Here is a 20,424-nt window from a genome sequence, read left to right as displayed (position 1 = left end):
GACAAAAAAGTAGATAACAAACTTCGTGACTTAGCGCCTTTGTGGCAAAAAAATAGTGCCATCGTGGCAAAACAAATAAAATATGAAGAGTATAGAAATCCTTACACAAGAAGCCATTGCGTTATTAAAAGCACTGATTGAAACGCCTTCATTTTCAAGTGAAGAAGATAAAACAGCTCTTTTAATCGAAAATTGGTTTACACAAAATAACATCCCTTTCAAAAGAGAGAATAATAATGTTTGGGCTTTCAATAAACATTTTGACAAGAATAAACCAACCCTATTACTAAATTCACACCACGATACCGTAAAACCAAACCAAGGTTACACAAACAATCCATTTGAAGCCATCGTAAAAGACGGGAAGTTATTTGGACTAGGAAGCAATGACGCGGGAGGTTGTTTGGTTTCACTTTTAGCCACTTTTGTATATTTTTATTCGAATGAAAATCTGCCTTACAACATTGTGATGGTCGCTTCAGCCGAAGAAGAAAGCAGCGGAAAAAATGGATTAAACAGCGTATTAAAACATTTACCGGAACTGGAATGTGCCATTGTTGGCGAACCGACTTTGATGCAATTGGCCGTAGCCGAAAAAGGGTTATTGATATTGGATGTCATCGTTAAAGGTACTGCCAGTCACGCCGCCCACAATAATCCAGACAATCCTATTTACAATGCGATACCCGTTATCGAATGGTTTAACAGCTATCGATTCGAAAAAATATCGGAGGTTTTAGGTCCCGTAAAAATGACAGTAACACAAGTCTCTGCGGGAAAACAACACAACGTAGTTCCTGCCGAATGTCATTTGGTTGTCGATATTAGAGTAAATGATTGCTATAACAATCCCGAAATTTTAGATATTGTAAAAAAACATCTGACTGCTGAAGTCAATCCGCGTTCGATGCATTTAAACGCGTCTTCGATTCTTGTTGCACACGGTTTAGTACAAGCTGGAATCGCACTGGGAAGAACCACTTACGGCTCGCCTACCCTTTCGGATCAATCCGTTTTGAGTTGTCAATCCTTGAAATTAGGACCTGGCGAAACCCTGCGGTCACACTCGGCGGACGAATTTATATTTATAAATGAAATAGAAGGAGGAATTCAATTGTATGTCAAAATACTAACTGATTTTTTCAAACAATAAAATAATTTGGAGCTAATCCCGCTATCCGCTATATCTTTTCCTGGCTAAAGAAGCCAGAAAAAGGATGTCGCTTCCATCGGGGCTAAAAATCGAACAGTCTAAAAATCTAATTATTCATATATGAAACTTTGGGAAAAAGGAATACCAACCGATAAACAAATAGAACATTTTACCGTTGGAAACGACAGAGAACTGGATTTAGTTCTTGCCAAATATGATGCTTTAGGTTCTATTGCACATGCAAAAATGTTGGGACAAATCGGGCTTTTAACAGACTCCGAAACCGTTTCTTTAGTTTTGGCTTTGGAAGAAATAATTGCAGCTGTTGAAAACGGAAAATTCGAAATCGAAGACAGCTTTGAAGACGTACATTCCAAAATCGAATATCTGTTAACTGTAAAATTAGGCGATGCTGGAAAAAAAATCCATACCGCTCGTTCCCGTAACGACCAAGTTTTGGTAGACGTTAATTTATACCTAAAAGATGTCGTTAAAGAATTGAAAGAGCAAGTAAAAAGCTTGTTCGATTTGCTAATGGAATCAGCCGAAAAATACCAAAATGTATTGTTGCCAGGATACACACACCTTCAAATTGCAATGCCATCTTCTTTCGGAATGTGGTTTTCTGCTTACGCTGAAACTTTGATTGATGACATTACAATGTTAAATGCTGCTTTAAAAATTGTGGATCAAAATCCATTAGGTTCGGCCGCAGGTTACGGAAGTTCTTTTCCTATCAACAGAACATTCACCACGTTGGAATTAGGTTTTGAAACCTTAAAATTCAATTCGGTAGCCGCTCAAATGAGCCGTGGAAAATCAGAAAAAACAGTTGCTTTTGCGATGAGTAGCGTGGCTGCTACCCTATCGAAATTCTCGATGGATGTTTGTTTGTACATGAGTCAGAATTTCGATTTTATCACTTTGCCTTCGCATCTTACAACAGGTTCGAGCATCATGCCTCACAAGAAAAACCCCGATGTTTTTGAGTTGATCCGTGGAAAATGCAACAAAATTCAAGCGTTACCTTATGAAATTACTTTAATCACCAACAACCTTCCAAGCGGTTATCACAGAGATTTACAATTGTTGAAAGAAGGATTGTTTCCAGCGATTCAAAACCTCAAAGCGTGTTTGGATATTGCGATTTTTGCGATTAAAGACATCAAGGTAAAAGAGCATATTTTAGACGATAAAAAATACGATTTTTTGTTTACGGTAGATTCCTTAAACGAAATGGTGGTTGCCGGAATACCTTTTAGAGATGCCTATAAAGCGGTTGCCGAACAACTGGAAAACGGTACATTTCAATCTCCGAAAGAAACTAAACATACGCACGAAGGAAGCATTAATAATTTGTGTTTAGATCAAATTAAGAAAAAAATGAGCGATTCTTATTAAATCAAAATAATTTGTTTAGTCCTGAAAAAATGCAGTAAGATTAATAAAAATAAAAAGTACAGTTAAAGCCATATTTAAAACACTTTATTAAATATCAAACTTGTTTCACAGGAGATACATTGCTTTAATTTAGATTCATTCTCTTATAACTTTCCTTATAATAAATACTAATAGCAAACAAGCGATTGTTGAATAGAATTACATCTATTCAACAATCGCTTGTTATTTAATCTTCAAAATATCTAATCTATACTTTTCCTCAACTATAATTAAAATATTTGTTCGCATACGGTAGATCAATGCTGCTCTTTTTCATAAAATACTGAATCTATCTCAGTACAAAACTTGTTTTAGAAACCAATATATCTCTATCAAAAATATTGATGTAATAAGTTCCTTTAGCAAAATCTTTTCCTCTTAAATCTTCAGATACTTGGATTGTTTTATTTTCATATTTTACATTAGTTAAAAAACTATATGTCAAAGTGTTTTCTCCAAAATTTTCTGATTTCTTATCTCCTAAAACATTGTTCTTACTGTCAATCACTTGAACGTAATATGTTTTATCACCTGATTTAGCAATAGCATTTTCAGCAATTGTAAAGTTTACTCTAAGTACATCAGCTCTGCTTGCTTTATCGGTTTCAATTTGTTTCCCTGAACTTCTTAATCTGAAAGCCGATCCTCTTGTGTTTAAAACAGTTAATTTTGAACCAATTTCGACTGCTTTTGCTAATTCTTCATTTTGACCTGTCAATGCTTCGACGTTCCTTTTGGTCTCTCCTAATACCACCACGGTACTGTCACGTTGCGTAGTTAAAGTTGTGTTTTGCTTTCTTAACCCATCATTTTCAGCCATTAATACTTTCATATTGCCCTGTAAAGCATTGAATTGCGTTCTGTATTTTGATAAAGAATTAACATCTCCTTTGGATTTACTTAGATCAGACATTAAATTAACTACTTTGTCTCTTTCCAAAATTAACTCATCGGACATGGAAGTATTCTCTGCGATGGCAGCATCATAAGTCGATTTTAGTTCTTGTAAATCTTTCATCACCGATTCTTTCTCGGTTAAAGTACTTTTTAATTCGGTTTTTACTACTTCAGCATCGGAGGTCATTTTAAAAATGTATATCAAACTACCTACTAATAAAATAGCTAATACAGCTATTACCGCTTTAAGACTCGAACTGCTTTTTTGATTTTCCATCTAGTTTTAATTTTTATTTATTTACAAATTTAACAATATATAACCATCTACTAACGTAAGTTGACACAATTATATTATTTTTGAAAAAAATATTTTTTTAATGGAAAAGATTATCCCGTTCACAATTAAAGATCTCTCAAAAATAACCAACCACAGAAATGGCGAAATAAAATTTGGAGAAAAAATGATAACTGTTCCAAAAGACGCTGATCCTGTTGAATTTTTAAAAACCTGCGATGCTAAATATGTACTGTTTGGGATTCCGGAAGATATTGGCGTAAGAGCCAACTACGGCAGACCGGGAACTGCATCAGCTTGGGATAGTGCCATAAAAAGTATTGCAAATATTCAACACAATCGTTTTTGTAAAGGCACTCAGCTTGTTGTTTTAGGTCAACTGGATGTAACTGAACTTATGAAAAATGTGGAGCATTTAGACTTTAATGACATTGATGATCGCTCAAAATTGAGTCAGCTCGTTGATAAAATTGACAAGGATGTTTCCCATATTATTTTTAACATCATAAAATTAGGCAAAATTCCAATTGTTATTGGTGGCGGACACAATAACTCCTACGGCAACATAAAAGGAACCGCTCTTGCAAAAGGCAAACCTATTAATGCAATTAATTTTGATGCCCATTCGGATTTTAGAATTCTGGAAGGACGTCATAGCGGTAATGGTTTTTCCTATGCTTTCGAAGAAGGTTTTTTGAAAAAATATTTCATTTTTGGCTTGCATGAAAATTACACTTCCAAAAGTGTTTTGGATATTATCAAAAAAATAGAAGACCGAGTGCGTTATACCACTTATGATAGTATCAGTATCCGCAGAGAAAAGGATTTTGAGAAGGAAATGTCACAAGCATTAGAATTTATAAATGATGACTTCTATGGAATTGAAATAGATTTAGATGCCATTCCAAACATAGCCTGCAGTGCGATGACAATGAGTGGTTTCTCCGTTGAACAACTCCGTCAATTTATTTCGTTTTTTGGAAAAAATAAAAATGCTTCCTATTTGCATATTTGCGAAGGCGCACCGGATTTAGCAGAAGAAAAAAACAATCATCTTATAGGTAAACTTATAGGTTATCTAGTGACTGATTTTATTAAATCCAACACTATTCAGCCCGTTCAAACTGTAATTCCCTCCCTTAAAACTTTCTAAATTTAGCTCCCAAATAACATAAAAAGAACCATCAAAAATATTAATACTATCTTTGCGATACTATCTATGTACTTAATACAAGATATTTAATATCCAAAATATGTTATTCGAAGATTTATCACTTTCAAAAAGTATACAAAAAGCCGTATTTGAACAAGGCTACCTTAACCCAACTCCTATTCAAGAACAATCTATTCCATTAGTATTAGCGGGACGAGATTTAATAGGTTGTGCGCAAACAGGAACAGGAAAAACAGGCGCATTTGCAATACCAATTATACATCAGTTACACCGAATTGTAGGTTCATCCAAAAAAGCCAAAGTAATTCGGTCCCTAATCGTAACTCCAACTCGAGAATTAGCCGTTCAAATTGGCCAAAGTTTCGACACATACGCAAAATATACAAACCTTACACAGCTTACCATTTTTGGTGGAGTTTCACAAAATCCACAAGTTGATACCTTAAAAAACGGTGTCGATATTTTGATCGCAACGCCAGGAAGACTTCTTGATTTACACAAACAAGGTTTTATCGATCTAGATCATCTGCATACATTAGTCCTTGACGAAGCCGATCAAATGCTGGACATGGGATTTGTAAATGATGTTAAAAAAATTGTAAAGCTTACGCCAAAAAACCGACAAACATTATTTTTCTCTGCAACAATGCCGATTGCGATCAGAGAATTAGCCGAAATTTTTCTGACAGATCCTGCAACAGTAACCGTTTCGCCTGTTTCGTCAACTGCTGAAAACGTAGAACAACGCGTTTATTTCGTTGAAAAAGGCGAAAAAAGAAACTTATTATACCATTTGATTAAAAATGAAAATTTAACAGATGTATTGGTTTTTTCCAGAACAAAGCACGGTGCCGATAATGTTGTTAAGGCATTACGAAAAAATAATATCGCCGCGGAAGCCATTCACGGTGACAAATCACAAAATGCAAGACAACGTGTTTTGGATGCTTTCAAAAACAAAGAAGTCGGCATTTTAGTAGCAACTGATATAGCAGCCAGAGGAATTGATATCGATCAATTACCGTTTGTAATTAATTTTGATTTACCCAATATTCCTGAAACCTACGTACATAGAATTGGTAGAACCGGTCGTGCCGGAAACGGTGGAATTGCTATTTCTTTTTGCAGTAAAGACGAGCATACTTATTGGAAAGACATACAAAAATTAATAAAAGTTGACGTTAAAACAGTAAATGATCACCCCTACCATTGGCACTCGGGCAGTCCGGAAACGGCTACAGCATCTGCAGTTCAAAAGAACTCTAACAGAAGTGGTGGTGCTCATAAATCAAGAAAATCAGAAGCATCAAAACTAAATAAAAAACGCTGGTACTAATTGTTTTGATGTAAATTATTAGCTTTAAGAATTGCCCTTTTAACAAAAATAAGAACAAGTAATTAAACATTAATGCATTGTTTTTCAATATTTTAAATTTTAAAAACTGTTTTTAAAATCATTAAATTTGATTTAAGATATTATAAACATCTTTAAACAAAAAATTACGAAAACCTTAGTTAAAAGAAACGGCTTTTTCCCATCAATGAATACTATGTGTGATGATCTTTTCACAAAAGATGTATTCGATTGGACTGACAAAAATTTTTCTGGTATTGGAACTAATTTACCTTCGGTGAACTTGAAAGAGACAGAAAATAAGCTAGAAGTTGAATTGGCTACACCTGGTATGAAAAAAGAAGATTTTAAAGTTGAAATTGACAACAACATGCTTATGATTTCTTCTGAAAAACAAGAAGAAAAAGAAGAAACAAGAAAAAAAAGACAATTACGTTCGAAAAGAGTTTAGTTATCAATCTTTCTACAGATCTTTCTATTTGCCTGAATATGTAGATGAGAGCAAAGTTGAAGCCAGTTATAAAGATGGAATTCTGCATATAACAATTGGTAAAAAAGAAAATGGAGAGAAAAAAGCACCTAAATCAATTGCCATTAAATAAAAAAATGTTTAGTATAACAGTATCGTAAACAAAACTTTAAAATTGTTAAATCATTGAGGCTTGCAAGAGGCTTAATGATTTAACGATTTTAAAGTTAGCAGCATACTGAAATCATAATGCAATCTAGTTTTTAGAAATCAAAATTGTAATAATACTAAACAATTTAACCGAATCAAAAGGTTTTATGATGATATCATTAATTCCGGCTGAGAGCGCCTCTTCAGTAATTTCAGCTTTATCGAACGCCGTAAGTGCGACAATTGGCGTTTTGATTCCCATTAACCGTATCTTTCTAGTAGTTTCAAAACCATTTATCAAAGGCATGTTGATATCCATTAATATGACATCAAAATATTCTTTATCAAGTATTTCCAGCGCTGCATATCCGTTATCAACTACACTGCACTTATAATTGTTCTTTTCTATTGTTTTTTTAGTAACCAATTGATTAATATGATTGTCCTCGACTACCAAAACATTTATGGTTTGAGGCGAAGTAATATCGACTTGAATATTATTGATAATCTCAATCGTTTTCTCCGGATTATATTCGAATGCAATTACAAATTTGAATGTTGTTCCTTCACCAATCGCGCTTTGGATTAAAATAGTACTGTTGAACAACCCCAACAATTGTTTCACGATCGAAAGTCCAAGACCTGTTCCCTGATAATCAGTTTCTTTTCTGCCAATTTGCACAAATTTATCGAAAATTTTTTCCTGATCATCCAACGCTATTCCTATTCCGTTATCTTGAATTTTAAACTTGATAAAATAAGACTTATCTTCTTTTTTTTCTAAATTTAAACTTATCGTTACTTTTCCATTTGTGGTAAATTTCAACGCGTTACTAACTAAATTCATAATGATTTGAGAAAGCCTCAACTTGTCACCAATTAAATATTCTGGAATTTTTGGGTCAATTTTGACTACAATAGAATTATTATTATTTTTTGCCAAAAACGATAGCGCATTTTTAACCATATTAATTTCATCTGAAATATTAAAAGTCAGATTCTCTAATATCATTCTGTTATCTTCAATCTTGTTGATTTGGAGAATATCATTCACGAGTGAAAGTAAATACCTAGCTGAGAATTTCAGTGAACTCAAATGTGGACTGTTAGCTAATTCTTTGTGCTCGTCAAGCAACATATTTGTAATTCCTACTACGCCGTACAAAGGAGTTCGCAATTCATGGCTGATGGTAGAGACAAATTGAGATTTCAATACCGAAGCTTCTTCGGCTTTTTCTTTTGCAAGTGTTAACTGTCTATTAGTTTTGGAAAGTTCTGCATTTAATTTTTTCCTAAAATTATTATTTTTGAATAAAGTGTAAAGCAACAGCAACATTACAAAAGATATTATCATAAACAAAAACACAATCGTTTTAGATTTCTGAACTATTTGAATCTGCGCTTCTTTTTCGCTTTCAAATTTATCAATTTCTCTTTTGTACTCATCTAATTCTACATTGATTCCGGCAACATTTGCTTTTTTAAGTTTGTCCTTATTATAAAGCACTTCTGTAATTTCATTATATTTGGAAAGATTCTCATACGCTTTTTTATAATCGCCTTTGCTCAATAAATATTTGGAATATTCCAAATGAGCAAATGATAAATCTGACTTTTCATTAGTTTCATTTACGGACTTAATTGCATTCAAAAAATAAGTAGTAGCTTTTTTATCATTCCCATGGTGTGCATAATACATTCCATTAAGCATGCTGATAGCAACTTCAGTTGATTTATCGCCATACTTTAGATTATTTCTGTTTATGAATTCCAGATTTGGATACCCTTTTTCGAAATGACCAACGTCAAAATACGCCCAGGCTATATTCAGTTTAATCATGAAAATCTGACTGGTATCCGCTATTTTACTACTGTATTTAAGAGCGTTTTCATAAAAGTTTATCCCTTTTAAATATTGCTTTTTTTCAAAACAATAAATATTGCCCAAATTGTTGAAAATCCTATTCTTTAATGTGTCGTTGTGCGTTTTATTGGCGTAGAGCAATCCTCTGTTATAGAAAAAAATAGCTTTGTCAAATTCAGCTAGTTCAGCGTAATTTGCAGCAATAGTAATGTAGGAAATTGTTGTTGAAGAACTGTCATTAGCTACAATTGCTTTATGCAAAGCTGATTTTGAAATTTTAAGTGATTTTTCAAAATTGGCTTCATTCAAATATTGAGAAGCCTGATTGGTTAGTTTGGTGAGTTCTTTTTTAGTGTAAAGCTTTGTCTGTGCAAATAAATTATTAAACGAATTTAACGTCAGAAATAACCAAAAAATTACACGTATCTGATACATACTCAATTATAGTTTATCAAATATACATTTTATTAATAAAAAAAAGAGGAAAAAAAGTGAATTTTGTATTAAAATAGGATAAAATATAGAAATAATTTAAAACAGGGAAAACTTTTTATTATTAAAATAAAAAAGACGTCTCAAGTTCTATTTTGGGACGGCTTCTTAATTATGTTAAAAACAAATAGTAATTTATTATTCGATACCAACATTTTCTGTTTCTTCATCACCTTCCCATTGTCCCACAACTGAAGTCGCTAAAGCATTTCCTAAAACATTTGTTGCACTACGAAACATATCACAAAAATGGTCAATTGGCAAGATCAAAGCAATTCCTTCAATTGGAATATCAAACATACCACATGTTGCAGCAACAACAACTAAACTCGCTCTAGGCACCCCTGCAATACCTTTACTGGTAAGCATTAAAACCAAAAGCATGGTCATTTGGGTTCCTAAATCTAAATCGATACCATAAGCTTGTGCGATGAAAATACTGGCAAAAGTCATGTACATCATACTTCCATCCAAGTTGAAAGAATATCCCAGCGGTAACATGAAAGAAACAATTCTGTCCTTTACACCAAAACGTTCTAATTCTTCTGTCAATTTTGGAAAAACAGCTTCACTACTGGTTGTTCCAAAAGCAATGATTAATGGACTGACAATTCTTTTAAGCAAAACAGTCATCCTGCTTTTTAGAAAAATATACCCTACAACAATCAATACTATCCAAAGTGACGAAATTCCGATCAAGAAAGAACCAAAAAACTTAAAATACGTAATGGCTAATTCCTGAAAGTCTCTAACAGCAAATACTCCCGCTATAGCCCCAAAAACTCCGATTGGTGCAAACTTCATCACGTAGTTTACCATTTTAAGAACAATGTGAGATGTTTTATCTAAAGCATTTATAACTGGCTTTACGTAATCTCCCAAAGCGGCAGCTGCCAAACCAAAGAAAATAGAAAAAATTACAATTTGTAAAATCTCATTGGTTGCCATAGCCTCAAAAATACTTTTCGGCACAATATGTTCGATAAAGTTTTCAAATGAAATGTTTTGTGTTTTTGCAGTAACTTCCGAAACTGAACCCATATCAACATTTGATAAATTAAGACCAACTCCAGGTTCCAATACGTTTACAAAAAACATTCCTAATAATAATGAGATAAATGAAGCCGTAAAAAACCACCCCATCGCCTTCCCGCCTATTCGCCCTACTGCCTTAATATCGCCAAGTTTTGCTATTCCAACAACTAAAGTTGTAAAAACTAATGGCGAAATAATCATTTGAACCAGTCGAATGAAAATTGTCGCGAGGATTTTAATTTTATTACTAAAATTTTGAGCCGCTTCCGGACTTATAGAGTTATGTATGATAATGCCCAAAGCGGCACCTAAAACCATAGCTATTAATATTTGTCCTGTTAATCCTGAAAAAAAAGATGGCTTTTTATTTGTATTGGTATTCATTAAAAGTGGTTATTAGGTTTAGTACCCGCGTAAATTAAAACAATATCTTTTTTTTGAGAGCAACCAAGTAAAAACTATATGTTGAAAAATACGAAAAGTGCCAAAATTAGTATTAATATGTTTTGTTTATTAAATAAAAATCAGCTAAAACAATGGCTGCCATTGCTTCAACGATAGGCACAGCACGCGGTACAACACAAGGATCATGACGTCCCTTTCCGGTCATTTCCGTAATATTACCTTCGTTGTCTAATGATTCTTGTTTCTGCATAATGGTTGCCACCGGTTTGAAAGCGACGCGAAAATAAATGTCCATTCCGTTACTGATGCCACCTTGTATTCCACCTGAAAGATTGGTTTTGGTTGTTCCGTCAGGATTGTATAAATCATTGTGATCGCTGCCTTTCATTTTTGCCCCGCAAAAACCACTTCCATATTCAAAACCTTTTACAGCATTTATAGAAAGCATTGCTTTACCAAGTTCAGCATGTAGTTTATCAAAAACAGGTTCTCCTAAACCTATAGGTACATTTTGAATCACGCAGGTTACGGTTCCACCTACGGTATCGCCTTGCTTGCGAATATCGCGTATGTACTTCTCCATGATTACAGCTGATTCCTCATCAGGACAACGAACCGGATTATTTTCTGTTTTCGAAAAATCCAAATCTTGGTATGGCTTTTCTAAAAAAATTGGCCCAACTGAAGAAACGTAAGCATTAATTTTTATTTCTGGCAACATTTGCTTTGCAATAGCTCCCGCCACTACTCTGCTGGCCGTTTCACGAGCTGAACTGCGCCCGCCTCCGCGATAATCACGAACGCCATATTTTTTTTCATACACATAATCTGCATGACTAGGTCTGTAATTATCTTTTATATGGGAGTAATCGTCAGATTTTTGATTCGTGTTGGGAATAATAAAACCGATTGGGGTTCCTGTGGTTTTACCTTCAAAAATCCCGGAAAGGAATTGAACAGCGTCCGGTTCTTTACGTTGGGTTACAATGGCTGATTGACCTGGCTTTCTGCGTGACATTTCGAATTGAATTGCATCGAAATCTATTGTGATTCCAGGAGGACAACCGTCTATTATTCCGCCCAAAGCGTCACCGTGAGATTCTCCAAAAGTTGTTATCCTAAATAGTGTTCCGTAGCTATTTCCTGCCATTATAATTAGTTTTGAACAAAAGTACCATTTTAGTTTAAAGTTCAAAATTTTAGCCTTTAAAGTTTTGACCAACATTCCACATTTATTGTTATTAAATTAATCTTGTGTTACATTTCTTAACCTTTTATTCGATTTCGTTAGTTAATATTTCGATTATTTTGGTAAACTTCAAATTCAAATACCTTGAAAAAAAGAAAAGTCGAATTAGTGGTGATTTCAGATGTGCATCTTGGAACTTTTGGTAGCCATGCCAAAGAACTTTACAATTATCTATCAGCCATAAAACCCAAGACTTTAGTTTTAAATGGGGATATTATTGATGTCTGGCAATTTAGAAAATCCTATTTTCCAAAAACGCATTTAAAAGTCATCCAAAAAATTATCAGTTTTGCTTCAAAGGGAACAAAAGTGTATTACATAACTGGAAATCACGATGAAATGCTCCGAAAATTTAGCGACATGCGCATGGGTAATTTTGAATTGGTGGATAAATTAGTGTTGCATTTAGATGATAAAAAAGCATGGATTTTTCACGGCGATGTTTTTGATGCTTCCGTACAACATTCTAAATGGATTGCGAAAATGGGTGGTTTGGGTTATGATTATCTGATTCTTTTAAACCGATTAGTAAATTGGTGTTTGTTAAAAATAAGAAAGGAACCCTACTCTTTTTCCAAAAGAATAAAGGCTAGCGTGAAAAAAGCCGTAAAACACATTTCTGATTTTGAAAAAACAGCCACTGAATTAGCTATCGAAAACAAATATGATTATGTTATTTGTGGTCATATTCACGAACCTAAAATGATTCAAAAAGAAACCAAAAATGGCAACACATTGTATTTAAATTCTGGAGATTGGGTAGAAAATCTAACAGCATTAGAATACAATAAAAAACGTTGGAAACTATTTCGCTATTCCGAAATGAATTACGTAGAAGAAGATAATTTTTTTGAAATGGAAGATATTTTGAGCAATCAAATCATAGCTTCTGTACTATTTTCAAAACAAAACATTTTAATGTAATTCTCTATTTTAAGCTTTCCAATTCCGAAATAAGTAAATTATATAACTTTTCATTGAAATTTTATAAAAATCATGTCCAACTAAATTATACATTTGTAACAATAAAAAACTTACTTATGAAAAAAATTATTTTATCGGCAATCATGTTAATTGGATTAGCATTTACCGCACAAGCTCAGGATATTTCAAAAAACGCATTAGGTCTTCGTTTTGGGGATAGCGGTGGTTTTGGTGCTGAACTTTCTTACCAAAGAGCATTAGGAAGCAACAATAGACTTGAACTTGATTTAGGTTGGAGAAACAGAACTAACTTCAACGACAATAACTACGATGATAGTGCTATCAAACTTACAGGTTTATACCAATGGGTATGGAACATTGATGGTGGTTTCAACTGGTATGCAGGTATTGGTGGTGGTGTAGGTAACTACAGCTATGATAACAACAATACTTCATACAATGATACTTTTGCATTTGCTGCTGGAGATATCGGTATTGAATACAACTTTGACTTTCCTTTATTAGTGTCTTTAGATTTCAGACCTGAATTTGGTGGAAGTGGATACTACAAAAATAACTATGGTTCTGATGTAGCTTTAGCGCTAAGATATCAATTCTAGTATTACCATGTAATACATTAAAAAAGCCACTAGAAATAGTGGCTTTTTTTTGTTTAATTAATCTTCTTATTATTTAATTATAATTTCTTTTTTAGAATTTATTTTTACTACACAAAAAGGAGTAGTAAACGCTTGTGTAACCATACTTCCCGGTTCAGGATTTGTTTCCTTCACCGTTATGATTATATTTTTATCGGTTTCAACTATATTATCAATACCTATATTGTAACCGCCGGTTGATTTCTCTCCCATATTCAAAACAATGAAATTAGATTTCTGAACATCATTAGCACTAATTTTATTTTTTAAATTTTCATCATTCTGCAACATTTTAATTTCGTTTGGTTCCGAAAGAATCTCAAAAAAGCGAATATTAGCACCGCCAGTCGTTTGTTGTGTCAAAACTTCATACAACTTATTTGTACCTGAACTTTTCGAAGAAGTAGCACCGCAAGATGCCAGAGCTATAGCAAATACTGATAGAATTACTTTTTTCATTTTTTATATTTTTTAATTAAATGGAATAGATTCTAAAACTCATTCTCATTTAAATTTACAAATTCTAAAATTTATAAAAATTTATTAAGGGCTTTTTTATACAACTCTTCGTAAAGTGGCAAAATGTTTTTAATATCAAATTGTTTTGCAACTGTCAAAGCGTTTTCTTTAAATTGTTGAAGAACCGCATCATCCTTCAGGATTTTCAGGGCATTTTGAGCCATTTCTTCTATGTTTCCAACATCACTTAAGTAACCGGAAATACCATCATGATTCACCTCTGGCAAACCTCCGGAATTACTGGAAATAACTGGAACTTTACAAGCCATAGCTTCCAAAGCAGCAAGTCCAAAACTTTCTGTTTCTGAAGGAAGCAAAAACAAATCTGTCAAGCACAGTATTTTATCAATTTCATTACTGTTACCAAAGAAAATCACCTTGTCTAAAATCCCCAATTCCTGACATAAATATTCCGCTTTTTCTTTTTCAGGACCATCTCCGACCATCATCAATTTCGCAGGAATCTCCTTCTGAATGTTATAGAAAATTTTAATGACATCAGGAATTCGTTTTACTTTTCTAAAATTACTGATGTGCGTTATGATTCGCTCATTTTCCTTCGCCATAACCGAACGTTGACAAGGAATACTCGGGTCGTTACTATTTTTATTCAATTCGATAAAATTTGGAATCACCTCAATTTCATTTTTTATATTAAATAATTTTAAGGTATCGTCTTTCAAACTTTGGGAAACCGAAGTAACAAAATCTGATTTGTTGATACTAAAAGTTACCGCTGGTTTATAAAAAGGGTGATTTCCTACCAATGTAATATCAGTTCCATGCAGCGTTGTGACCATTGGTATATTAATTCCTTCATCTTTCAACATTTGTTTTGCCATATATCCCGCATACGCATGTGGAATAGCATAATGAACGTGAAGCAATTCTATTTTATATAATTTTACCATATCGACCAATTTGCTCGATAAAGCCAATTCATACGGTTGATAATGGAACAATGGATATTCTGGAACATTCACTTCATGGTAATGCACATTGGGGTTCAAAAGCGCCAAACGCACAGGCTGACTGTAGGTTATAAAATGTATTTCATGACCTCGACGAGCCAATTCCAGTCCCAGTTCTGTAGCGACAACACCACTACCTCCAAAGGTAGGATAACAAACTATTGCAATTTTCATGTATGTAATTTAATAAAACGAAATTAAGAAAAATAGGAATGGGTTTTATGGAATTTTAAGTTAAATACCATCGGATTTTAAAATTTCATCCGCTGGATTCGTACCGCATTCAATATTGCTAACAAGGCAACGCCCACATCTGCAAAAACAGCCTCCCACATCGATGCCAGTCCGCCAGCTCCCAGAATCAGAACTATTAGTTTTACTGAAAAAGCCAATCCGATATTTTGCCAAACGATTTGTTTTGTTTTTCTCCCAATGGTGACAGCGGTGAAAATTTTAGTGGGTTGGTCATTTTGAATTACAACATCAGCGGTTTCAATAGTAGCATCGCTTCCTAAGCCACCCATTGCAATTCCGACATCCGCCAAAGCGACTACCGGAGCATCATTGACTCCATCTCCAGCAAATGCAACTTTTAACTTTTGTCGCAATAGCGCTTCCACTTTTTCGACTTTATTTTCCGGCAATAAATTCCCAAATGCTTCATCGATATTCAATTCTTTGGCTACAGCCATAACTACAGCTTCATTATCTCCGGAAAGCAATATTGTTTTAATATTTATTTTATGTAAACTTTCAATGGCCGATTTTGCATCTTCTTTTATTTCGTCAGCTATTAGAAAATAACCTGCATATTTTTGATTGATGGCAACGACAATAATAGTGTACGGAATCGAATCAAGTTTCGTGTCATAATCGATATTGAATTTTTTCATCAATTTAGGGCTTCCTACCAAGATTTCGTTTCCATTTACAAAACCTTTTATTCCGTGACCAGCGATTTCGGTAACTCCGGTAACAACAGTTTCGTTTTTAGCATTATTGGCGAATTCTACTATTGCTGAACCCACAGGATGTGTAGATTTAGCTTCAATCGCTGCGGTATAATTAACTAAATCGGTCTCTGAAATCTCTATAGCAACTACTTTTTGAACTCTAAAAACTCCTTTGGTCAGCGTTCCTGTTTTGTCCAAAACTACAACTTGAATAGCTGCCATAGTATCTAAAAATGTAGATCCTTTAAATAAGATTCCGTTTTTACTAGCTGCCCCAATTCCGCCAAAATAACCCAACGGTATAGAAATAACTAAAGCACATGGACATGAAATTACCAAAAATATCAGAGCACGGTACAGCCACTCTTTAAAAACATAATTATCGACAAATAACAGTGGAATCAAACAAATTCCGATAGCCAAATAAACAACTATTGGCGTGTAAATTTTAGCAAACTTTCTGATAAACAACTCTGTTGGTGCTTTCTTGGCCGTAGCTTCTTGCACCATTTCAAGAATTTTAGATAATTTACTGTCGGTAAATGCGGTAGTTACTTCTATTTGCGCAATAGAATTCAGATTAATCATTCCGGCAAGAATAATATCCCCTTTTAATTTAGAATCTGGTTTGCTCTCTCCGGTTAATGCGGCAGTATTGAAAGTCGCATGATCCGAAAGTAATTTTCCATCTAATGCTAACTTCTCTCCCGGTTTTAATTCTATTATTTCTCCAATAGTTACTTCCGAAGCTTTTTTGGAAACAACATTCGCGCCGTATAATACATTTGCTGTATCAGGTCTTTGGTCTAATAATGATTTGATATTTGATTTGGCTTTTTGTACAGCCATCATTTGAAACAGTTCTCCAATTGCGTAAAAAAGCATTACAGTAACGCCCTCCGCGTATTGACCAATTCCAAAAGCACCAATTGTAGCAACACTCATTAAAAAAAATTCGGAAAAAAAAGCTCCTTTTATGATACTTTGAAAAGCATCTTTCAGAACTGGAAAACCTACGGGAAGATAGGCTACAACATACCATGCAATTCGAACCCAGCCGTTGAACCACGATTGCGGAAAGTAATTATCAAATAACAACGCCACTATTAATAATACAAAACTGATTAAAGAGGGCGAAAATAATCTGAAGACACTTTCGCTTCCGTTTCTATCATCATCATCGTGTCCGTCGTAATTTTCAGCATCATTATCTGCGGTACAACATCCATTTTGATCATTATCTGATTCCTGTTTGTTTTGTTCCATTGCGCAACAAGCAGTTTGATGATTAGCGTTATTTTTATGTTTGTGTGCCATGATTAGAATAGATTAAGAATTCTAAAAGTACAAAATTTACTTCCAGAAAGAGAGAAGTTCAACTGTTTCTTAACCTGGATAATGCTAAACTAATGTGTCTTTTAATCTGTAATCGCTTCATAAATTATCTTCTGGATGTCTTCCCGAATGTTTGCTTTGGATAATCTATTTTCAGCAGCTACCGGAAAAGTTCTATTGGATAAAAACACATAAACAATCTGTGTTTCAGGATCGGCCCAAGCCATCGTTCCTGTGTAGCCGGTATGTCCAAAACTGGTCATAGAAGCACAACCGCATGTTGGGCCTTCGGAACCCAATTGAGGTTTATCAAAGCCAACACCTCTCCTATTTCCTACCGCACAAAAATAGCAGGTATTGAAATCTTCAAATGTCTTTTCAGAAAAATACTGCTGATTGCCATAATTTCCTTTTTGTAAATAAAGTTCCATTATTTTAGCCACATCCATTGCATTCGAAAAAACACCTGCATGACCCGAAACTCCACCTTCTAAAGCAGCTGACAAATCATTGACATAGCCTTGTAGAAGTTGACGACGGAAATAAGTATCCGTTTCTGTTGGAGGAATTCTGTTTTTATCAAATTTCGTCAACGGATTAAAACTTGAATTATTCATACCAAGCGAACGATAAAAATTCTCTTGAATTAAAACATCTAATGTTTTACCTGTAGTTTTTTCCAAATAATCCTTCAAGATCATGAAAGTAAGATCACTGTATTTGTATTCTTTTTTTACTGCAATTTTACTTTCAACAATCATTTTCATAATCGTATCACTAAAATTATTTCTGATAAAAAGACTGTCGCCCAGTTTTTTAGAAAACTCCTGTTCAGCTACTTTTCTAAAATAAATATCCGAAGGTAATTTGGATTTATCCATTGCCGCTTTGTAAAATGGAATCCCGGCAGCAAGTCCCGCATAATGAGACAATAAATCCTTAAAATTAATATTTGCCTTATTCGAATTTTTGAAAATTGGAGACATTGTTCCTAATGCTGTTTCCAAATTTATATTTTGCTGATCGTACTGCAACATAACATTGGGCAATGTTGCTAAAATTTTTGTTAAAGATGCTACGTCGTATATATCTGAATCTTGAACTTTAATCGTTTCATCATAGGTATGATGTCCGAATGATTTTTGATAAATGACTTTCCCTTTTCGGGCTACAAGAACCTGAATTCCCGGTGTCATTTTTGCGCTAATAGCTTTGTTAACAATAGCATCAATTTTTGATAAAATAGCTGAATTCATACCAACATTCTCCGGAATCGTGAATCCTAAACGATTCAATTTTTCCGTAGACAAACCGTCATTTATCTTAAAACTGTTATTAATAGAAACCGGCAATTTCCCTTTGGCTGCAATCGAACCAAAAATTAGTTCCGCCGAAACGATTTGAGCAATGGTACTATTTTGATAAGAAACGACCAATCCTTCGACATCATCGAAATTTGTAATAGGTAATAAAGCGTATGGTTTTGCAAAAATATTGAGAATTACATTATTATTCTTGACTAAAAAATTGATTTTAAATACTTCATCCGATTTTAAATCGTCGTTTTTGAAAGCTACATCCGATTTGTGATAGCCAATAATCACTGTTGTAAAAGCTTGCAACTTTACCTGAAGACTGTCCAGATTCGTGTCTGAAATCACCGTAACTTCGGCATATTTTTTCAAAGTCGAAACAAATGCATCATTATTGTCTTCTCCTATTTTGACATAAGCGATTTTTTGTTTGTCCAAATTTTTAATTGGTAAAACAGTTCCCGTATTTTTTAGAACAGTAATCGCATTTTCATACAATTCATACTCTAAAGCATTATTTTCAACTGAATTTAAATCTTTGTATAAACTTTCAGTCACAATTGGTTTGTAACTGTTCAAACCAGCTTTGTACTTAAACTTTAGAATTTTCTTTACGGAAAAAGCCAATCGTTCATCAGTAAATAAATTCAGAGAATACGCGAGTTTAAATTTATCAATCGCAGCTGGAACATTTTCAGGAAACAACAGCACGTCATTTCCGGCCATAAAAGCTTCAAAGTTTATTTCGCTTGGTAAATTGAAATCACTTACACTTCTCATATTTAGGGCATCTGTAAAAATAAGCCCTTTGAAACCCAATTTTTTTTGGAGAATATTAGTAACTATATTATAAGAAATCGAAGAAGGAAAATTAGGTCTTGATTCTAAACTGGGAACGTTTAAATGTGCCACCATAACAGACGAGAGTCCTTCATGAAACATTTTTTTATAGGGATAAAACTCTACATCCGATAATTTTTCTTTTGAGGAATTTATAGTTGGTAATCTTTTATGAGAATCCGTTTCCGTATCTCCATGACCCGGAAAATGTTTACCGGTAGAAAACACACCTTGGCTCTGAACGCCTTTCATTATGGCAATGGCGCGCTCGGTAACTTTAAATTTATCTTCGCCAAAAGAACGAAAACCTATAATCGGATTATCGGGATTTGAATTGATATCCAACACTGGGGCAAAGTTAAATTGCAATCCCATTCGTTTGCTTTGTTGTCCCATTTGAACACCTACTTTCTCCAAAAGTTGCATATTTTGGATGGCTCCAAGTGTCATATTCCAAGGATAACTGTAGGTCGAATCCAGTCGCATACCCAAGCCCCATTCTGCATCATTACCAATAAATAATGGAATTTTTGATTTGGATTGATAACGATTGGTCAATTTTGCTTGGCGTTGCGGACCGCCTTGAAAGAAAATTAATCCGCCAATTTTATGATCTAATATAAGTTTATCAATAGCTTTAATATGCGCTGAATCTTTATTGGAATAAGCAGCAACCATAAATAATTGCCCTAATTTTTCCTCTAAAGTCATTGCATTGTAAACACTATCCACCCATCTGTTGCCTTGCGGAGATAATTCAAAAAGATGCGGAATATTAGTAGAATTTATACTGTCGAAATTTTCTATTTTGGACGGAATATTGGTTACAATTGTTTTATTCTTATTCACTTTTGTACCAACACAACCCGCAGCAACAAAAATAAATAAGACATAAAAAAAAACAATTTTAATTCCTATTTTTTTCATTGAACT

The 20,424-nt window shown here is 33.9% G+C and carries 16 protein-coding genes; 8 read left to right on the top strand and 8 right to left on the bottom strand.

Translation table 11 applies throughout. From position 1 onward, the window contains the following. Positions 1 to 82: 82 nt before the first annotated feature. On the top strand, positions 83 to 1,153 hold the full coding sequence (locus BMZ76_RS10980; protein WP_091206134.1) for a M20 family metallo-hydrolase: 1,071 nt from the start codon (positions 83 to 85) through the stop codon (positions 1,151 to 1,153). A gap of 120 nt (positions 1,154 to 1,273) precedes the next feature. Further along, positions 1,274 to 2,554, top strand: coding sequence for an argininosuccinate lyase (gene argH / locus BMZ76_RS10975; RefSeq protein WP_091206131.1), 1,281 nt, complete (start codon positions 1,274 to 1,276; stop codon positions 2,552 to 2,554). 328 nt (positions 2,555 to 2,882) lie between these two features. On the opposite strand, the gene BMZ76_RS10970 is transcribed toward argH, so the two are convergent. Next, positions 2,883 to 3,767, bottom strand: coding sequence for a hypothetical protein (locus BMZ76_RS10970; RefSeq protein ID WP_091206127.1), 885 nt, complete (start codon positions 3,765 to 3,767; stop codon positions 2,883 to 2,885). A 100-nt stretch (positions 3,768 to 3,867) separates the two neighbouring features. On the opposite strand from BMZ76_RS10970, the gene BMZ76_RS10965 reads away from it, so the two are divergent. From BMZ76_RS10965 to BMZ76_RS16490, 4 genes are all read left to right on the top strand, one after another. Next, complete coding sequence (locus tag BMZ76_RS10965) at positions 3,868 to 4,938, top strand: formimidoylglutamase (protein WP_091206124.1); 1,071 nt, start codon at positions 3,868 to 3,870, stop codon at positions 4,936 to 4,938. A 100-nt stretch (positions 4,939 to 5,038) separates the two neighbouring features. Continuing rightward, positions 5,039 to 6,295, top strand: a complete 1,257-nt coding sequence (locus BMZ76_RS10960; RefSeq protein WP_091206121.1) for a DEAD/DEAH box helicase — start codon at positions 5,039 to 5,041, stop codon at positions 6,293 to 6,295. A 205-nt stretch (positions 6,296 to 6,500) separates the two neighbouring features. After that, positions 6,501 to 6,764, top strand: a complete 264-nt coding sequence (locus BMZ76_RS16195; RefSeq protein ID WP_244281797.1) for an Hsp20/alpha crystallin family protein — start codon at positions 6,501 to 6,503, stop codon at positions 6,762 to 6,764. Between the two features lie 28 nt (positions 6,765 to 6,792). Beyond that, positions 6,793 to 6,915, top strand: a complete 123-nt coding sequence (locus BMZ76_RS16490) for an Hsp20 family protein (protein ID WP_396230407.1) — start codon at positions 6,793 to 6,795, stop codon at positions 6,913 to 6,915. Positions 6,916 to 7,038: 123 nt separating this feature from the next. Here BMZ76_RS16490 and BMZ76_RS10950 read toward each other — a convergent pair whose 3' ends face one another. The 3 genes from BMZ76_RS10950 to aroC all read right to left on the bottom strand — a co-directional run bounded on the left by BMZ76_RS10950 (position 7,039) and on the right by aroC (position 11,878). Beyond that, complete coding sequence (locus tag BMZ76_RS10950; RefSeq protein WP_091206119.1) at positions 7,039 to 9,231, bottom strand: response regulator; 2,193 nt, start codon at positions 9,229 to 9,231, stop codon at positions 7,039 to 7,041. Positions 9,232 to 9,426: 195 nt separating this feature from the next. Then, on the bottom strand, positions 9,427 to 10,707 hold the full coding sequence (locus tag BMZ76_RS10945; RefSeq protein ID WP_091206116.1) for a dicarboxylate/amino acid:cation symporter: 1,281 nt from the start codon (positions 10,705 to 10,707) through the stop codon (positions 9,427 to 9,429). A 112-nt stretch (positions 10,708 to 10,819) separates the two neighbouring features. Then, positions 10,820 to 11,878 carry a chorismate synthase gene (gene aroC, locus BMZ76_RS10940; RefSeq protein ID WP_091206113.1) on the bottom strand — a complete coding sequence of 353 codons (1,059 nt, stop codon included), beginning with the start codon at positions 11,876 to 11,878 and terminating at the stop codon, positions 10,820 to 10,822. Between the two features lie 183 nt (positions 11,879 to 12,061). Here aroC and BMZ76_RS10935 point away from each other — a divergent pair, with 183 nt between their 5' ends. Then, entirely contained in the window at positions 12,062 to 12,901 is an 840-nt protein-coding gene (locus tag BMZ76_RS10935; RefSeq protein WP_091206110.1) for a UDP-2,3-diacylglucosamine diphosphatase, read from the top strand. Between the two features lie 116 nt (positions 12,902 to 13,017). Beyond that, complete coding sequence (locus tag BMZ76_RS10930) at positions 13,018 to 13,521, top strand: hypothetical protein (RefSeq protein WP_091206105.1); 504 nt, start codon at positions 13,018 to 13,020, stop codon at positions 13,519 to 13,521. Positions 13,522 to 13,590: 69 nt separating this feature from the next. On the opposite strand, the gene BMZ76_RS10925 is transcribed toward BMZ76_RS10930, so the two are convergent. The 4 genes from BMZ76_RS10925 to BMZ76_RS10910 form a co-directional block, all read right to left on the bottom strand. Beyond that, complete coding sequence (locus tag BMZ76_RS10925; RefSeq protein WP_091206102.1) at positions 13,591 to 14,019, bottom strand: protease complex subunit PrcB family protein; 429 nt, start codon at positions 14,017 to 14,019, stop codon at positions 13,591 to 13,593. A 71-nt stretch (positions 14,020 to 14,090) separates the two neighbouring features. After that, positions 14,091 to 15,224 carry an N-acetyl-alpha-D-glucosaminyl L-malate synthase BshA gene (bshA, locus tag BMZ76_RS10920; protein WP_091206099.1) on the bottom strand — a complete coding sequence of 378 codons (1,134 nt, stop codon included), beginning with the start codon at positions 15,222 to 15,224 and terminating at the stop codon, positions 14,091 to 14,093. A gap of 77 nt (positions 15,225 to 15,301) precedes the next feature. After that, entirely contained in the window at positions 15,302 to 17,320 is a 2,019-nt protein-coding gene (locus tag BMZ76_RS10915; protein WP_167547454.1) for a heavy metal translocating P-type ATPase, read from the bottom strand. 101 nt (positions 17,321 to 17,421) lie between these two features. Then, on the bottom strand, positions 17,422 to 20,418 hold the full coding sequence (locus BMZ76_RS10910) for a serine hydrolase domain-containing protein (RefSeq protein WP_091206094.1): 2,997 nt from the start codon (positions 20,416 to 20,418) through the stop codon (positions 17,422 to 17,424). Positions 20,419 to 20,424 lie beyond the last annotated feature (6 nt).

The organism is Flavobacterium xueshanense (assembly GCF_900112975.1).
Taxonomy (GTDB): domain Bacteria; phylum Bacteroidota; class Bacteroidia; order Flavobacteriales; family Flavobacteriaceae; genus Flavobacterium; species Flavobacterium xueshanense.
Note: the sequence above shows the minus strand (reverse complement) of the source record. Positions and strands in the feature narration are given on the sequence as shown.